Below are 17922 nucleotides of genomic sequence, written 5' to 3'. Positions count from 1 at the left end.
CATTGTCTCTATAAAGGTCGGCAGTTGAAGTCGTTTTGGTGGGCGTTGCGACGTGGGCACGAGCCCCTGCTGGGTATCGACGTCGGGGCATCGGCGATCAAGCTCGTCGAGCTTGGGGGCGAGCTCGATCGACCGACCGTGTTGCGCTGCACAGCGCAGCCGCTCGAGAAGGGGTGGGTGGCCGAAGGCAGTGTCGAGAAATTTGACGAGGTTGCCGACGCGTTACGCCGCCTGTTGCGACTGAGCGGCACCAAAACGCGTCGGGCGGCGCTGGCGTTGCCCAGTGCATCGGTCATTGCGCGCAAGGTCACGGTTCCCGATGGACTCGGCGAAGACGCGTTCGAGGTGCACATCGAATCGGAGGCGGCGCAGCACCTGCCGTTTCCGATCGCCGAAGTGGCGTTGGACTATTGCATTCTGGGGCCATCGCCAGCGGTTGCGGGTGCAATCGAAGTGCTCGTGGTCGCGGCGCGCAAAGACAAAGTCGCCGAACGACAGGGGCTGGCCGAAGCCGTGGGCTTGGAGCCCGTCATCGTCGACGTGGAATCCTACGCTGCACGTCTGGCGGCAGCGCGCATCATACGGACGCTGCCCGAGCAGGGGAAGGGGCGTTTGATCGCCCTTTTCGAAATCGGAACCCTTTCGACATCGCTGCAGGTGCTGCGCGATGACGATGTCATTTACGAGCGCGACCAGCCGATCGGTGGTTTTACGTTGACACAAAGCATCGCGCGTCGCTATGCGCTGTCGACCGAGGACGCGGAGCGCAAAAAGAAAATGGGCACGGAGTTGCCCGCGGATTATCCGCAAAGCGTGCTCCAGCCATTTCTCGAGGCGCTGGCTCAAGAAATGGGCCGCGCGTTGCAGTTCTTTTTTACGAGTACCCCACACAACCGTGTCGATCACGTTCTGCTGTCGGGGGGGACGGCCAGCCTGCCGGGGGTGGCGGATATCGTGGCGAAGGCCACCGGGTTTGACACGCGGGTCCTCGATCCCTTCGAGGGCATGTTGAGCGAGGCGAAGATGGCCGTCGGGCTGGTGCCCACGGCTTTCCTCGTCGCGACAGGACTGGCGTTGCGGAGGTTTTACCCGTGATCACGATCAACCTGTTGCCGCACCGGGAGTGGGAGCGCAAACGCCGTCGCGAGGCGTTTTATCGTGAGCTTGCGATGTCAGCGGTGTTGGGTTTGGCGGTGGCGGCGTTGATCTACACCGCCATGGAGATGCAACTGTCCAATCAGGCCGATCGCAATCGGTTGCTGCAGGAGGAGATTGCCAAGCTCGATGCCCAAATCAAAGAAGTGGCGACGCTGCGTGCCGAGGTCGAGGCACTGAAAGCCCGTCAGCAAGCCGTGCAGGAGCTTCAGAGTGCCCGCAACGGTCCGGTTCGGCTGTTCAACGAACTGGCGCAACGGCTTCCCGAAGGTATCGCGTTGCGTTCCGTCAAGCAGGAGGGCTCGCTTTTGACCATCACCGGCATCGCCCAATCTCAAGAGCGCGTATCGGAACTTTTGCGTCGGCTCAACAACGATGAATCTTCGCTGCGTCAGCCCCAGTTGATCGAGATTGCCGCCGGTAACATCTCGCTGGCGGGCGGAGTCGGGCAACGGCCCGTGTTTCAGTTTTCCATTCGCGCCACACAGGTGAACGCGGAGCCCGGCACGACCGCTGGCGCGGGTGCAACCGATGCTGGATCGGCGGCTCAGAAGCACCCCGCTGACGCGACCTGATGGTGAGAGAATCTGCCGCCATGGAACGAAAACGCCTGTCGATCGATTGGCAGCGATGGCGATCACAATTCGCCCAACTGGATCGCAACGACCCTTCTCGTTGGCCCATTCTGCCAAGGGGATTGTTGCTGTTGGGAGTTGTTGCGCTCATCGTGAGTGTGTTGTGGTTCGCCTGGCTGTCGGGTCAGCGGGAGGCGCTCGACGCCGAGCGCCGTCGCGAAGAGGAGCTGCGGGCGCAGTTTAGTCAAAAGCTTGCCATTGCGGCGCATCGCGATGTCTTGAAGCTTCAGCTCGAAGAAGTGCGCCAGTACGTCACGCTACTGGAAAAGCAGTTGCCCAGCCGAGCGGAAATGGACGCCTTGTTGTCCGATATCAACCAGGCGGGTATCGGCCGGGGATTGCAATTCGAGCTGTTTCGGCCGGGGCAAGAGACGGTCCGCGAATACTACGCGGAGTTGCCCATCACGATCCGGGTCACCGGTCGATATCACGACGTTGGCCAGTTTGTGGCCGACGTGGCGCATCTGTCGCGTATCGTGACGCTGCACGATCTGACGGTCAGTCCACATGCGAAATTGGCCGATCAACTGACGGTGGAGGCGATCGCCCGAACGTACCGCTACCTCGACCCGGACGAGCTCAAGGCCCGCAATGCGGCAGAGAAGAAGAAAGGGGGCGGCAAGTGACGGGGCAATGGAGGCGTGCAGTCGTCGTGTGGTGCGCTGTCGGCGGTCTGTCGCTGTTTTCGGGGTGCATGGGGGCTGACGACGCCGACGTGCGCCAATGGATGGAGGCGCAGCGCCAAATCGCGCCGCGGAAACCGGAGCCTGTGCCGGCACCGGTGGCATTTCGACCTGAACCCTACGGGGCAGCGGAGCTGTTGTCGCCGTTTTCGGACGAACGGTTGGCGCGCGTGTTGCGCCTTCAGGCGGACAGTGCGACCGCGCGTTTGCTCGATGCGGAGCGGAACCGGCCGCGTGAGCCGCTGGAGCAATTTCCGCTCGATGCGATGGAGATGGTGGGCATACTGCAAAAAGGGGCGCGGCGCGTCGCGCTCATTCGCGTCAACGGTGAACTGCACCAGGTGGTCGTGGGTGCCCGTTTGGGGCAAAACCTCGGGCGCGTGACGCGGATCACCGAGTCCGAGGTGGTGCTCAAGGAAATCGTACAAGACGCTGCAGGCGAGTGGGTCGAACGCACCGCGTCGCTGCAGCTTCAGGAAGCCAAGCCATGATCAAGGAATATCCTGCGGTTAACAGGGGGGTGCGAAGGATGCGGTGGTTGCTCGGGTTTACGTTCGCGTACGTCGGTCTGTTGGCCAGCGGTATGGCGCTGGCGCAGCCTGCGATACGGGCGATCACAGCCTCGGTGGCGGGCGACGCGGAGGTTGTCCGCATCGAAACGACGGAGCCCTTGTCGGTGGCGCCGGCGAGTTTTGCAATCCAGACGCCGCCACGGGTGTCGCTGGATCTGCCCGCGGTCCGTAACGCGAGCGGGCAAAGCGTCATCGAGGTCAATCAGGGCGTCCTGCGTGCCTTACGGGTGCTGGAGGCGGCGGATCGGACCCGTATCGTCCTGAATCTCAACCGGTCCGTTCCCTACGAGACGCGTGTACAGGGCACGACGCTGTTGCTGACGCTGCGGCCTGCCGACACCCCCGCCAGCGTAGCGGCGGCGCGATCCGACAACAGCCCGCCGACGTTCGACGCGGGTGGCGGTGCGGGCGCCGCGGCGGCGGCGCTGCGCGACATCGACTTCCGCCGCGGGGACGAGGGCACCGGGCGCGTCATCGTCGAACTCGCCAACCCGCAAACGAGCGTCGATATCCGTCCCCAGGGCCGTAGCTTGATCGTGGAGTTCCTGCGCACCTCGCTGCCGGAGGGGTTGCGTCGCCGCCTGGACGTCGCGGACTTTGGCACGCCCGTGCGCACCATCACCGCCACCCAGGCCGGTGAGCGCGTGCGCCTCGTCGTCGAGCCGACTGGCGAGTGGGAACACTCGGCCTACCAGAGCGACAACCGCTTCGTCCTCGAGGTACGGCCCGTCAAGGCCGACCCCAACAAGCTGGTGCAGGGGCCCAAGTACACCGGCGAAAAACTGTCGTTGAACTTTCAGAACATCGACGTGCGCTCGCTGCTGCAGGTCATCGCCGACTTCACGAACTTCAACATCATCACCAGCGATGCGGTGCAGGGCAACCTGACACTGCGCTTGAAAGACGTGCCGTGGGACCAGGCCCTCGACATCATCCTCGAGGCCAAGGGGCTGGGGATGACGAAGACGGGCAACGTGATCCGCGTGGCACCGAAAAAGGACCTAGACGCCGAAGCCCTGGCGCAGCGGGAGGTGAACAAAAAGCTCGAAGAGCTTGAGCCGTTGCGCACCGAAGTGTTTCGCCTGAATTTCGCCAAGGCGGAGGAAGTTGCAAAAACGTTGAAAGATGGCGTTGCTGCAGGCGCAGGGGATAACCAGACGACCAATCGGCTTCTGTCCTCGCGTGGTTCGGTAATTGCCGACAGCCGAACGAACCAGTTGTTTGTGACGGATGTTTCCGGACGGTTGGACGCGGTTCGGGATTACATCCGGCGCGTGGACACGAGCAAACGGCAAGTGATGATCCAGGCGCGCATTGTTGAAGCCCGGGAGGGATTCGGTAAAACACTGGGTGTCCGTCTGGGTGGGGCGGACTTGCGTGGTGTGCGAGGGGGGGATGCCGGATATTCCGTAGGCGGCAACAACCGGATCGCGATCGGCGGGTCATATGACGCGGTTACAGCCACCACGCGCGAAAGCGCCGGGGCGTTGACCAACGCGAATACGACTTTTGTCAATCTTCCGGCAAAGTCAGACAGGGTCGCAGATGTGCCAAAATTTGCGTTGGCGTTGTTCAACCCGGCAGCAAACCGATTTCTCAATCTAGAGATCTCGGCGCTCGAGTCTGATAATCAGGGGCGAGTCGTTTCCAGTCCCCGTATCGTTACGGGGGATTTGAACAAGGCGACGATCAAGCAGGGCGATCAACTCAGGTTCATTCGTCGCCGCACGAACGCGCAAGGCCAAATCGAAGACGTTGTAGAAACCATCGACGCGAATCTGTTGCTGGATGTGACGCCGCAGATCACGCCATCTGGACAGGTGCTGCTGAAGATCAAGGCTACGAAGAATCGATTGATCGGTATTACCGATGCGGGGCCCCAGCTGGCTGTCAAAGAAATCGACACGGAGGTCATGGTGGAAAATGGCGGTACCGTCATGATCGGTGGGATTTTTGAGCAGGAGGAGACGCAGTCGGTCGACAAAGTACCTGTTCTGGGTGACGTTCCGGTTCTGGGCAACCTGTTTAAAACGCGGAGCAACAGTGCGGCAAAAACGGAGACCCTCATCTTTATAACCCCGGTGATCGTGGATGATGGGGGCTCGTCTCGCTGAGTGAGTGTATGCATTCTCTGGAGTCAAAAATGAAGAAATGGGTCGAATGGTGTTTGGCGGTCATCGTGATGGGCTTGTTGGCGGCCTGTGGAGGCGGCGGAGGCTCGCCAGGAAAAAACCCGAATGCGGGTGATTTGTCGGTCGGCGGACTGACCGCGCTGACCGTCTTGCCCGGCGAGTCGCGGTTCATCCCGGTCACGGGGGGGGTTCCGCCTTACCGTGCGGTCAGTTCTGAAGCCGCCCTGGTCGCCGCGGCGATGGACGGCAGCACGCTCGTCGTCGGCGGCGTCACGGCAGGGGCATCGGCCAATGTCGTCGTGCGGGACAACCAGGGGGCCAGCGTGACGATAGCGGTGACCGTTGGTACCAGTGTTCCGCTCTACACCACGGCACCGGCGAACCTGTCGATCGGCGTGGGCCCGTCGCAAGCGCGCGTGTTTCGTGTAGCCGGAGGTGTCAAGCCTTACACGATTACCGGGGACAACGTGCTCGTCGCGACCGTGACGCAACTGGATGCGGAACAGTGGCGCATCGAGGGGCAAGCGATCGGCACGACCAACGTCCGCATTCGTGATGCGGCGGGGAAAGAGTTGACCGTCGCGGTATCGGTCGGTTCTCCGGAGCTGCGCATCTCGTCGGATAGTTTGACGCTGCCGGCTGGTATTCCGGCCTCGGTCGTGTTGTCGGGCGGTCAAAAACCCTATTCGATCGCCGGAGGGATCCCCGCCGCCATTCAGGTGCGGCCGCTGGCGGGTACGGACGACACTTTCGAGATCACGGGGCTGCTGGCGACCGGGGATGTCGATGTGGTGTTTGCGGACGCGACCGGCAAAACGGTAAAAACCAAAGTCACGGTCAACACCGCCACGACGCAAATTCGGGTGTCGCCGTCCACGGTTACTGTGGGTGAAAATTCTGGGGGTTCGATTTCGTTCAGTGTCGTCACGGGCGCGCGAGGGAACCTCACGGTTCTTAGCAGCAATCCGACCTTGGTGGCAGTTTCCGGCATCACGCCGCCCACGTTCAACGCGGACGGTACCATTCGGACGAATGGTTCGTTTGTCGGAGCGGTAACGGGGTGCGTTGCAGAGGATCAAAATGTGGTTATCACGGTGATCGACAGCAACGGATCGGTTGGCACGGCGACCGTAACGGTGCGCGATAATGGCAACAAAAGCGCTACGGATAATTGCCCCCAATAATAACCGTAACGGGAGAGGGGTAAATTCCCCCTCCTACCACGGATGATCCCGGGCGTTTTTTTAATCGGCCTCCCCGGCGCCGGCAAGACCACTGTCGGGCGGCAGCTGGCGCGGCGGCTGCAGCTCCCGTTCGTCGATTCCGACCAGGTCATCGAGGAGCGCATCGGCTGCAGCATCCGCGCGTTTTTCGAGCGCGAGGGGGAGGCCGCGTTTCGTGATATCGAGGAGGCGGTGATCGACGAGCTGACGCTGGGGGCGGCGTGCGTGCTTTCGACTGGGGGCGGCGCGGTGCTGCGGCCCGCGAACCGGCGGCGGCTGCGGCAACGGGGGCGGGTGTTCTACCTGCGCTCCACGCCCGATGAGCTGAGCCGCCGCCTGCGGCACGACCGCACGCGCCCGCTGCTGCAGGTGACCGACCCGCTCTCCCGCCTGCGGGAGCTGTACGCGGCGCGCGATCCGCTGTACCGGGAGACGGCGCACTATGTGATCGAAACCGGGCGGCCGTCGGTGGCGACGCTGGTCAACATGATCCTGATGCAGCTCGAGCTCTCAGGTGCTGAGGCATTTCCCGGCACCGGCGATGGCGCAGCCTCGGCTGCCGAGGAGAGCGCACATCGCGGAGGCTGAAGCAGCCCGCCCGGTCCGTGCGCAGTTCGTGTGTGGTCCGCGTGGTTTCGTGGTCATTCGCTCGGCTCGTGACCCCAGCCGTTCGCTGCAGGCGCTGGTACCCGCCAATGGCCCCGCGTGCCGCCTACTGCCTTGGCGCGTGACGGCAGGCGCCGGCTACACTCTGAGTCATGGACACTGCCGCTACCGGTATCGAAACCCCACACCGCGCGAACGCGGCGCACGCGACCGTCCCGACCGCCGATCCCACCGGCATACCGGCCGTCCGCGGCGCGGCGCCACCGGGTGTGTTGCACACGGTCACGATCGACCTGGGGGAGCGCAGCTACCCGATCCTGATCGGGCCGGGTCTGTTGGACGCTCCAGCGACGTGGGCCGGGCTGCCCCGGGCGTCGACGGCGGTCATCGTGACCAACGAGACCGTGGGGCCGCTCTATGCCCCGCGGCTGCGCGCGGCGCTCGCGCCCCACTACGGCCGGGTGCTGGAGGTGGTGCTCCCGGACGGCGAGGCGCACAAGGACTGGCCGACGCTGAACCGCATTTTCGATGCACTGCTGGCCGAGGCCTGCGACCGCAAGACGGTGCTGTTCGCATTGGGCGGCGGGGTGATCGGCGACATGACCGGGTTTGCCGCCGCGTGTTACATGCGCGGCGTGCCGTTCGTGCAGGTGCCGACGACGCTGCTGGCGCAGGTGGATTCCTCGGTCGGTGGCAAGACGGCGATCAACCACCCGCTGGGCAAGAACATGATCGGCGCGTTCTACCAGCCGGTGCGGGTGGTGTGCGACCTCGACACGCTCTCGACACTGCCTGCGCGCGAGTTCAGCGCCGGGCTGGCGGAGGTGATCAAGTACGGGCCGATCGCGGATCCCGCGTTTCTCGGCTGGATCGAGGCGCACATCGCGGCGCTGGTCGCCCGGGAGCCGGCAGCGGTCGCGCTGGCCGTGCGGCGCAGCTGCGAGATCAAGGCCGCGGTCGTGGGGCAGGACGAGCGCGAGTCCGGGTTGCGCGCGATCCTGAACTTCGGCCACACCTTCGGGCACGCGATCGAAGCGGGGCTGGGCTACGGCGCCTGGCTGCACGGCGAGGCGGTGGGCTGCGGCATGGTGATGGCGGCGACGCTGTCGCACCGGCTGGGGCGGGTGTCCGCCGGTTATGTGGAGCGCCTTACGCGCCTGATCGCGGCGGCGGGGCTGCCGACGCGCGCGCCGGTGCTGGCGTCCGACAACGCCGCGCGTTACCTCGAATTGATGCGCGTGGACAAGAAGGCCGAGGGCGGCGCGATCCGCTTCGTCGTGGTCGACGAGGCGGGGCACGCCACGCTGCAGGCGGTGCCGGACGCGCTGGTCGCCGAGGTCATCGACGCCTGCACGGCGTGACGGGGGGCGGGATGCTGGCGCCGTACGCGTGCGATCCCGACCGCAGCCGGGGGCGCCGGCACCCGGAGCCGCCCGCCCCGACGCGCAATGCGTTTCAGCGCGACCGCGACCGGGTGATCCACTGCACGGCGTTCCGGCGCCTCGTGTACAAGACCCAGGTCTTCCTGAACCATGAGGGGGACTTGTTCCGCACCCGCCTGACGCACTCGCTCGAGGTCGCGCAGCTCGGGCGCAGCATCGCGCGGCCGCTCGGCCTGCACGAGGACCTGGTGGAGGCGATCGCGCTCGCGCACGACCTCGGGCACACGCCGTTCGGGCACGCGGGGCAGGACGCGCTCAACGCCTGTCTGCACGAGGACACCGGCCCGGCGGCGCAGGAGCCCCGCGGCGAGGCGGAGCCGCACGGCGGTTTCGAGCACAACCTGCAGAGCCTGCGGGTCGTCGACGAGCTGGAGGAGCGCTACCCCGCGTTCGACGGGCTCAACCTGTGCTTCGAGACGCGCGAGGGGATTCTGAAACACTGCTCCCGCGCCAACGCCCAGTGGCTCGAGGCGCGCGAGCCCGGTGGTGTTGGCCATCGGTTTCTGACGGGCCGCTCGCCGTCGCTGGAGGCGCAGCTCGCCAACGTGGCCGACGAGATCGCCTACAACGCGCACGATATCGACGACGGCGTGCGCAGCGGTCTGCTGACGCTGGAACAGCTCGAGGCGGTGCCGCTGTTCGAGACCTTTCGCCGCGAGGCGCTCGCCGAACACCCGGCGCTGCGCGGGCGGCGCCTGTTGTACGAAGCCATCCGCCGCATGCTCAGCGCGCAGGTGTACGACGTGATCGACGCGACGCGCCGGGCGCTGCGTGACGCCGGCGTGCAGACGCTGGAGGACGTGTGCGCGTCCCCGCCGTTGCTGGGCTTCTCCGGCGGGATGCGGGCCGCATCGGCGGAGCTCAAGCGTTTTCTGATGACGCACCTGTACCGCCACCCGCAGGTGATGGAGACGACCGGCCGCGCCCGGCGCGTGGTCGCGGACCTGTACCGGGCGTACTGCGGTGACCCCGCGTTGCTGCCCCCAGGGGCGCGGCGGGCGGGTCTGTCGCTGCGCCGGCAGGTGGCGGACTATATCGCCGGGATGACCGACCGCTACGCGATCCGCGAGCACGAGCGGCTGACCGGCGAGCGCCTGTTTGCCTGACGCATGGCCGCGGCTGCACCTCTGTCCTTCCGCCCGGCGGCGCTGCCGGCGCAGCCGCGGCTGATCGTCGCGGTCGGCATCGCGGCGGCGCTGCACGTGGGCAAGCTCCCCCCGGTCATCCCGCTCCTGACGCGCGAGCTCGGGCTGACGCTGGTGCAGGCGGGTTTTCTGCTGTCGATGATCCAGGTCGCCGGGATGGCGGCGGGCGCGCTGTTCGGCCAGCTCGCCGACCGGCTCGGGCCGCGGCGCGTGATGATGGCGGGGTTGCTGCTGCTGGCCAGCGGCAGTGCGCTCGGGGCGTTGGCGGATGCTGCGCCGGTGCTCCTCGCGACCCGGGCGGTGGAAGGGATCGGCTTTCTGATGACGGTGCTGCCGGCGCCGGGCCTGCTGCGCCGCGCGGTGCCGCTGCGCCCGCTGCTCGACCGGGCACTGGGCTGGTGGGGGGCGTACATGCCGATCGGCGCCGCAACCGGGCTGCTGCTCGCGCCGCTCGGCTACGCTACCATCGGCTGGCGGCCGACATGGGCGCTGCTGGCCGCGCTCGCGGTCGGTGGCGCGCTGGCGGTACGAGCCCGGGTCGCGCCGGATGAACATAGGCCGGACGTTGGCCATGCGGCGCTCGCCGCGGCGTGGCGCGGGTTGCGCACGACGCTGTCGGCGCCGGGGCCGTGGCTGGTGGCCGCGGCGTTTCTGATGTACTCCGGGCAGTGGCTGGCGGTGGTCGGCTTCCTGCCCACAATTTACACCGAGGCGGGCTGGCCGGCCGCCCGGGTGGGGTGGGCCAGCGCGCTCGCTGCCGGCATCAACCTCACGGGCAACATCGCCGCCGGCCGCCTGCTCGCGCGCGGGGTGGCGCCGCGCACGCTGCTGTGGGGCGGGTATGGGGCGATGGCGGTCGGCGCCATCGGGACGTTCACCGGCGGCGGCGCGCTGGCGTATGGGGCGGTGCTCGTCTTTTCGGCGCTCGGCGGGCTGGTGCCCGGGACGCTGTTTGCGCTGGCGGTGCGGTTGGCGCCGGGGCCGCAAACCGTCTCGACGACCGTGGGCTGGGTCCAGCAGCTTTCCTCCCTTGGTCAGTTCGTGGGCCCGCCGCTGGTCGCATGGCTCGCGTCCCGCCTCGGGGGCTGGCACGGGACGTGGGTGGTCAACGTGGCGTGCTGCGGGGTGGGGGCGGCGCTGGCGGTTGCGCTGCAGCGCCGCATGGGGCTGCACGACCGTCCGCCGCCGCAACGGATGGAGGGCCGGTGAATGGCGCGACAGCCGCGGCTGGCGGTGACGGGGTTGCCCCACCTGGTGTTGTGGCAGGGGCACAACCGGCAGCCAGTGTTCTTCGATGACGACGACCGGCAGGCCTTCCTGGCCCTGTTGACGGACGCTGCGGCGCGGGAGGGCGCTGCGCTGCACGGCTACGCGCTGCTGCGCGATGCAGTGTGGCTGTTGCTGACGCCGCAGCGTGACGGTGCGCTGCCGCGCCTGATGCAGGCGGTGGGGCGGGCGTACGTGCGGCGCTTCAACCAGCGCCACGGGCGCAGCGGCACGCTGTGGGAGGGGCGCTACCGCGGCACGGTGGTGGCGCCGTCGGAGCTGCTCGCGGCGCTGGTGTGGCTGGACGGGGAGCCGGTGCGCGCCGGGCTCGCGCCGGCGCCCGAGGGGTGGCCGTGGTCCAGCCACCGCCACTATGTGGGCCTTGCGCCGCAGCGTGGGCTGCAGGCACCGGCGGTGTGGTGGGCGCTGGGGGACACACCGTTCGCGCGCGAGGCGGCCTATCGCCGCCGGGTGCACGATGGCCTGCCGCCCGCCCACGCGCAGCGGCTGCGCGACGCGGCGGTCAAGGGCTGGCCGGTCGGCGATGCGGCGTTTCTGGCGCAGTTGCAGGCCCAGACCGGCCGCCGCACGCAACCGGCGCGGCCCGGCCGGCCCCGCAAATCCCCGTCATCCGACGATTCATCTGTCCCCAAATAATTGGGTGACTGGTGACTGCGAGTAATAAATTGTGTTCTGACCCCAAATAAAGTGCTTGCCGAAACGGCGGCAATGCACTAAGCTGCCGCATCTTCCTGTCAACCCGGCCAAGGAGTCAGGCGTGACCGCTATCCCCAATACCGTTGCCGCGAAACGCGGCCTGTACGACCCCGCGCAGGAGCACGACGCGTGCGGCGTCGGCTTCGTCGCCCACATCAAGGGTGTCAAGAGCCACGAGATCGTCACCCAGGCGCTCAAGATTCTGGAAAACCTCGACCACCGCGGTGCGGTGGGGGCCGACCCGCTGATGGGCGACGGCGCCGGGATCCTGCTGCAGATCCCCGATCAGCTCTACCGTGAGGAAATGGCCAAGCAGGGCGTGACGCTGCCGCCGCCCGGCGAATATGGCGTCGGCATGATCTTCCTGCCCAAGGAGCACGCGTCGCGGCTGGCGTGTGAGCAGGAACTGGAGCGCGCGATCAAGGCCGAGGGGCAGGTGCTGCTGGGCTGGCGCGACGTGCCGGTCAACAAGGCGATGCCGATGTCGCCCGCGGTGCGCAAGACCGAGCCGATCATCCGCCAGGTCTTCATCGGCCGCGGCAGCGACGTGATCGTGCAGGACGCGCTGGAGCGCAAGCTCTACGTGATCCGCAAGACCGCCAGCGCCGCCATCCAGCGCCTGCAGCTGACGCACAGCAAGGAGTACTACGTGCCCAGCATGAGCAGCCGCACCGTGGTGTACAAGGGGCTGCTGCTGGCCAACCAGGTCGGGGAGTACTACCTCGACCTGCAGGATCCGCGCTGCGTCTCGGCGCTGGGGCTGGTGCACCAGCGCTTCTCGACCAACACCTTCCCCGAGTGGCCGCTGGCACACCCGTACCGCTATATCGCGCACAACGGGGAGATCAACACCGTCAAGGGCAACTACAACTGGATGCGCGCACGCGAGGGGGTGATGAGCTCGCCGGTGCTGGGCGAGGACCTCAAGAAGCTCTACCCGATCAGCTTCGCCGGCCAGTCCGACACCGCGACGTTCGACAACTGCCTGGAGCTGCTGACGATGGCGGGCTATCCGCTGGCGCAGGCGGTGATGATGATGATCCCCGAGCCGTGGGAGCAGCACACGCTGATGGACGAGCGCCGGCGCGCGTTCTACGAGTACCACGCCGCGATGCTGGAGCCGTGGGACGGCCCGGCGGCGATCGTCTTCACCGACGGGCGGCAGATCGGCGCGACGCTGGACCGCAACGGGCTGCGTCCGGCGCGCTACTGCGTTACCGATGACGACATGGTCATCATGGCGTCGGAGTCCGGCGTGCTGCCGGTGCCCGAGAGCAAGATCGTGCGCAAGTGGCGCCTGCAGCCGGGCAAGATGTTCCTGATCGACCTGGAGCAGGGGCGCCTGATCGACGACGAGGAGGTCAAGGCGACGCTGGCCAACGCCCGGCCGTACAAGCAGTGGATCGAGTACCTGCGCATCCGGCTCGACGACGTCGAGCGCCCGGTGGCCGGTGACGATGAGGCGAGCGTGCGCACGGTGGCCGACGAATCGGCGCACGCGGCGCTGGAGCACGTCGATGCGCGGCTGTTGGACCTGCAGCAGGCCTTTGGCTACACGCAGGAGGACATCAAGTTCCTGATGGCGCCGATGGCGCAAAATGGCGAGGAGGGCGTCGGCTCGATGGGCAACGACAGCCCGCTGCCGGTGCTGTCGGATCGGCCCAAGCCGCTGTACAACTACTTCAAGCAGCTCTTCGCGCAGGTGACCAACCCGCCGATCGACCCGATCCGCGAGGCGATCGTGATGTCGCTGGTGTCGTTCATCGGCCCGCGCCCGAACCTGCTCGACATCAACCAGGTCAACCCGCCGATGCGGCTGGAGGTGAGCCAGCCCGTGCTCAACCACGCCGACATGGCCAAGCTGCGCGACATCGAGCGCCGCACCGGGGGCAAGTTCAAGAGCAGCACGCTCGACATCACCTACCCCGTCGCCTGGGGCAAGGAAGGGGTCGAGGCCAAGCTCGCCTCGCTGTGCGCCGAGGCGGTGGACGCGATCAAGAGCGGCAGCAACATCCTCATCATCAGCGATCGCGGCGTCAACCGCGAGCGCGTGGCCGTGCCGGCGCTGCTGGCGCTGTCGGCGGTGCACCAGCACCTGGTGCGCGAGGGGCTGCGCACAGCGACCGGCCTGGTCGTCGAGACCGGCAGCGCGCGCGAGGTGCACCACTTCGCCGTGCTCGCGGGCTACGGGGCCGAGGCCGTGCACCCGTACCTGGCGCTCGACACGCTCAAAGCCATCCACAAGGACCTGCCGGGCGAGCTGTCGGCCGACAAGGCGATCGCCAATTACATCAAGGCGGTGGGCAAGGGCCTGTCCAAGATCATGTCCAAGATGGGCGTGTCCACCTACATGAGCTACTGCGGCGCGCAGCTGTTCGAGGCGGTGGGCATCAACAGCGCGACGATCGAGAAGTACTTCACGGGCACCGCCAGCCGCGTCGAGGGCATCGGCGTGTTCGAAATTGCCGAGGAGGCGATCCGCCTGCACCAGCGCGCGTTCGGCAACGACCCGCTGCTGGCCGACATGCTCGACGTCGGGGGCGAGTACGCCTGGCGCGCGCGCGGTGAGGAACACATGTGGACGCCGGACGCGATTGCCAAGCTGCAGCACGCCACGCGCGCCGGCAACTACGCCACCTACAAGGAGTACGCGCAGATCATCAACGACCAGAGCCGTCGCCACATGACGCTGCGCGGCCTGTTCGAGTTCAAGGTCGACCCGAGCAAGGCCATCCCGATCGAGGAGGTCGAGCCGGCCAGCGAGATCGTCAAGCGCTTCGCCACCGGCGCGATGTCGCTCGGGTCGATCTCGACCGAAGCGCACACGACGCTGGCGATCGCGATGAACCGCATCGGGGGCAAGAGCAACACCGGTGAAGGCGGCGAGGACCCGGCGCGCTACCGCAACGAGCTCAAGGGCATCCCGATCCGCAAGGGCGAGACGGTGGGCTCGATCATCGGTCACGACAAGGTCGAGGTCGACTATGAGCTGCAGGACGGCGACAGCCTGCGCTCGCGCATCAAGCAGGTGGCCTCCGGGCGCTTTGGCGTGACGGCGGAATACCTGGTGAGCGCCGACCAGATCCAGATCAAGATGGCGCAAGGGGCCAAGCCCGGTGAGGGCGGCCAGCTGCCCGGCAGCAAGGTGTCGCCCTACATCGGCTATCTGCGCTACTCGGTGCCGGGCGTGGGCCTGATCAGCCCGCCGCCGCACCACGACATCTATTCGATCGAGGACCTGGCGCAGCTGATCCACGACCTGAAGAACGTCAACCCGCGCGCCGATATTTCGGTCAAGCTCGTCTCGGAAGTCGGCGTCGGCACGATCGCCGCCGGCGTGGCCAAGGCCAAGGCCGACCACGTGGTGATCGCCGGGCACGACGGCGGCACCGGCGCGTCGCCGTGGTCGTCGATCAAGCACGCCGGCAGCCCGTGGGAGATCGGCTTGGCCGAAACCCAGCAGACGCTGGTGCTCAACCGGCTGCGCGGACGCATCCGCGTGCAGGTGGACGGCCAGATCAAGACCGGCCGCGACGTCGTCATCGGCGCGCTGCTGGGCGCGGACGAGTTCGGCTTTGCCACGGCGCCGCTGGTCGTCGAGGGCTGCATCATGATGCGCAAGTGCCACCTCAACACCTGTCCGGTGGGCGTGGCGACGCAGGACCCGGTGCTGCGCCGGAAATTTGCCGGCAAGCCCGAGCACGTCGTCAACTACTTCTTCTTCGTCGCGGAGGAGGTGCGCGCGATCATGGCGCAGCTGGGCATCCGCAAGTTCGACGACCTGATCGGCCGCACCGACCTGCTCGACATGAAGAAGGGCATCGAGCACTGGAAGGCCAAGGGACTGGACTACAGCCGGTTGCTGCACCAGCCGGCCATGCCCGCCGATGTGGCACGCCGCCACGTCGAGGTGCAGGACCACGGGCTGGACAAGGCGCTGGACGTCAAGCTGATCGAAAAGGCGCGCCCGGCGATCGAGCGGGGCGAGAAGGTGCACTTCATCGAGAGTGTGCGCAACGTCAACCGCACCGTCGGGGCCATGCTGTCCGGCGAGGTCACGCGCCACCACCCCGAGGGGCTGCCGGACGACACCATCCGTATCCAGATGGAGGGCACCGGCGGCCAGTCGTTCGGCGCGTTCCTGTGCAAGGGCATCACGCTGTACCTGATCGGGGATGCCAACGACTACACCGGCAAGGGTCTGTCGGGCGGGCGCATCGTCGTGCGGCCCAGCATCGACTTCCGTGGCGACGCCGGCGACAACATCATCGTCGGCAACACGGTGCTCTACGGCGCCACGCGCGGCGAGGCGTTTTTCCGTGGCGTGGCGGGCGAGCGCTTTGCGGTGCGGCTCTCCGGCGCGACGGCGGTGGTCGAGGGCACGGGCGACCACGGCTGCGAGTACATGACGGGCGGCACCGTGGTGGTGCTCGGCAAGACCGGGCGCAACTTCGCCGCCGGCATGAGCGGTGGGGTGGCCTACGTCTACGACGAGGACGGGCTGTTCGCCAAGCGCTGCAACACGGCGATGGTGGCGCTGGAGCGCGTCGTCTCCGCCGCGGAGCAGGAGGCGACCGTGGACCGCGCGATCTGGCACCGCGGCATGACCGACGAGGCGCAGCTGCGCCAGCTGCTGGAGGAGCACCACCGCTGGACCGGCTCGACCAAGGCGCGCGCGCTGCTGGACGACTGGGCCACCGCCCGTACGCGCTTCGTGAAGGTCTTCCCGCACGAGTACAAGCGCGCGCTGGCCGAAAACGCCGCCAAGGGGACCCCCGCGGCCGAGCCCGCGCCGGCCAAGCCCGCCGCCAAGGCGCGCAAGACCGCCACCGCCTGAGCACGCCATCTGACGAGGTTGTCGATCATGGGAAAGATCACCGGCTTCATGGAATACGAGCGCGTCGAGGAGGGCTACCAGCCCCCGGCCGAGCGCATCAAGCACTACCGCGAGTTCGTCATCGGGCTCGACGACGCGCAGGCCAAGGTGCAGGGCGCGCGCTGCATGGACTGCGGCACGCCGTTTTGCAACAACGGCTGCCCGGTCAACAACATCATCCCGGACTTCAACGACCTGGTGTACCGGGGTGACTGGAAGGGGGCGATCCAGGTGCTGCACAGCACCAACAACTTCCCCGAGTTCACCGGCCGCATCTGCCCCGCGCCGTGCGAGGCGGCGTGTGTGCTCAACATCAACGACGACCCGGTGGGCATCAAGTCGATCGAGCACGCCATCGCCGACCGCGCGTGGAAGGAGGGTTGGGTCCGGCCGCAGCCACCGGCCGTCAAGACGGGCAAGAAGGTCGCGGTGGTCGGCTCCGGCCCGTCGGGGCTGGCGGCCGCGCAGCAGCTCGCCCGCGCCGGGCACGACGTGACGGTGTTCGAGAAGAACGACCGCATCGGCGGCCTGCTGCGCTACGGCATCCCAGACTTCAAGATGGAGAAGTGGCTGATCGACCGCCGCGTCGAGCAGATGCAGGCCGAGGGGGTGACCTTCCGTACGCGCGTGCTGGTGGGGGCGCTGCCCGACGGTTGCAAGGTGACCAACGACGCGCGCGAGGTCGTGACGCCGCAGGAGCTGCTGGCGGCGTTCGACGCCGTGCTGCTGTGCGGCGGCGCCGAGCAGCCGCGCGACCTGCCGGTACCGGGGCGCGAGCTCGACGGTATCCACTTCGCGATGGAGTTCCTGCCGCAGCAGAACAAGGTCAACGCCGGCGACAAGCTCAAGAAGCAGATCACCGCGACCGGCAAGCACGTCATCGTCATCGGCGGCGGCGATACGGGCAGCGACTGCGTGGGCACGAGCAACCGGCACGGCGCGGCGAGCGTCACACAGTTCGAGGTCATGCCGCAGCCGCCGGCGCAGGAGAACAAGCCGCTGACCTGGCCGTACTGGCCGCTCAAGCTGCGCACCAGCACCAGCCACGAGGAGGGCTGCCAGCGCGAGTTTGCGATCGCGACCAAGGAGTTCGTCGGCAAGAACGGCAAGGTCACCGCGGTGCGCACCGTGCACGTCGAGATGAAGGACGGCAAGCTCGTCGAGATCCCGGGCACCGAGAAGGAGTACAAGGCCGACCTCGTGCTGCTGGCGATGGGCTTCGTGTCGCCGATCGGGACCGTGCTGGACGCCTTCGGCGTCGAGAAGGACGCGCGCGGCAACGCCAAGGCGCACACGGAGCCGGTCGGCGGCTACGCGACCAACGTGCCCAAGGTGTTCGCGGCGGGCGACATGCGGCGCGGCCAGTCGCTGGTCGTGTGGGCCATCCGCGAGGGCCGGCAGGCGGCACGCGCCGTGGACGAGTTCCTGATGGGCGCGTCGGTGTTGCCGCGCTGATACCGCCTACGGCGC

The 17922-nt window shown here is 67.2% G+C and carries 13 protein-coding genes; all 13 read left to right on the top strand.

The window, feature by feature from the left end:
• The first annotated feature begins 24 nt into the window (after positions 1–24).
• The 13 genes from LCC91_RS10230 (at position 25) to LCC91_RS10170 (ending at position 17907) form a co-directional block, all read left to right on the top strand.
• Positions 25–1095 carry a pilus assembly protein PilM gene (locus LCC91_RS10230; protein ID WP_052231801.1) on the top strand — a complete coding sequence of 357 codons (1071 nt, stop codon included), beginning with the start codon at positions 25–27 and terminating at the stop codon, positions 1093–1095.
• Positions 1092–1730, top strand: a complete 639-nt coding sequence (locus LCC91_RS10225) for a PilN domain-containing protein (RefSeq protein WP_143897333.1) — start codon at positions 1092–1094, stop codon at positions 1728–1730. The genes LCC91_RS10230 and LCC91_RS10225 overlap by 4 nt, the downstream gene beginning before the upstream one ends.
• Positions 1731–1750: 20 nt before the next feature.
• Positions 1751–2416, top strand: a complete 666-nt coding sequence (gene pilO, locus LCC91_RS10220) for a type IV pilus inner membrane component PilO (RefSeq protein ID WP_143897334.1) — start codon at positions 1751–1753, stop codon at positions 2414–2416.
• Entirely contained in the window at positions 2413–2964 is a 552-nt protein-coding gene (locus LCC91_RS10215) for a pilus assembly protein PilP (RefSeq protein ID WP_052231803.1), read from the top strand. The genes pilO and LCC91_RS10215 overlap by 4 nt, the downstream gene beginning before the upstream one ends.
• A complete protein-coding gene (gene pilQ, locus LCC91_RS10210; protein WP_043703662.1) occupies positions 2961–5159 on the top strand; it encodes a type IV pilus secretin family protein in 2199 nt (732 codons plus the stop codon). The genes LCC91_RS10215 and pilQ overlap by 4 nt, the downstream gene beginning before the upstream one ends.
• A gap of 29 nt (positions 5160–5188) precedes the next feature.
• A complete protein-coding gene (locus LCC91_RS10205; RefSeq protein WP_143897335.1) occupies positions 5189–6361 on the top strand; it encodes a hypothetical protein in 1173 nt (390 codons plus the stop codon).
• 42 nt (positions 6362–6403) lie between these two features.
• Positions 6404–6988, top strand: a complete 585-nt coding sequence (locus LCC91_RS10200) for a shikimate kinase (RefSeq protein WP_052231804.1) — start codon at positions 6404–6406, stop codon at positions 6986–6988.
• A 170-nt stretch (positions 6989–7158) separates the two neighbouring features.
• A complete protein-coding gene (gene aroB / locus LCC91_RS10195; RefSeq protein WP_082007747.1) occupies positions 7159–8367 on the top strand; it encodes a 3-dehydroquinate synthase in 1209 nt (402 codons plus the stop codon).
• An 11-nt stretch (positions 8368–8378) separates the two neighbouring features.
• A complete protein-coding gene (locus LCC91_RS10190) occupies positions 8379–9554 on the top strand; it encodes a deoxyguanosinetriphosphate triphosphohydrolase (protein ID WP_052231805.1) in 1176 nt (391 codons plus the stop codon).
• A gap of 3 nt (positions 9555–9557) precedes the next feature.
• A complete protein-coding gene (locus LCC91_RS10185; protein WP_052231806.1) occupies positions 9558–10802 on the top strand; it encodes an MFS transporter in 1245 nt (414 codons plus the stop codon).
• Positions 10803–11516 carry a transposase gene (locus LCC91_RS10180; protein WP_043703667.1) on the top strand — a complete coding sequence of 238 codons (714 nt, stop codon included), beginning with the start codon at positions 10803–10805 and terminating at the stop codon, positions 11514–11516.
• Between the two features lie 121 nt (positions 11517–11637).
• Positions 11638–16413 carry a glutamate synthase-related protein gene (locus LCC91_RS10175; RefSeq protein WP_043703669.1) on the top strand — a complete coding sequence of 1592 codons (4776 nt, stop codon included), beginning with the start codon at positions 11638–11640 and terminating at the stop codon, positions 16411–16413.
• 27 nt (positions 16414–16440) lie between these two features.
• Positions 16441–17907 carry a glutamate synthase subunit beta gene (locus tag LCC91_RS10170; RefSeq protein WP_043703670.1) on the top strand — a complete coding sequence of 489 codons (1467 nt, stop codon included), beginning with the start codon at positions 16441–16443 and terminating at the stop codon, positions 17905–17907.
• The last annotated feature ends 15 nt before the right edge of the window (positions 17908–17922 follow it).

The organism is Tepidimonas taiwanensis (assembly GCF_020162115.1).
Taxonomy (GTDB): Bacteria; Pseudomonadota; Gammaproteobacteria; order Burkholderiales; family Burkholderiaceae_C; genus Tepidimonas; species Tepidimonas taiwanensis.
The sequence above is the reverse complement of the archived record's forward strand: the minus strand, read 5'-3'. Positions and strand labels throughout refer to the sequence as shown.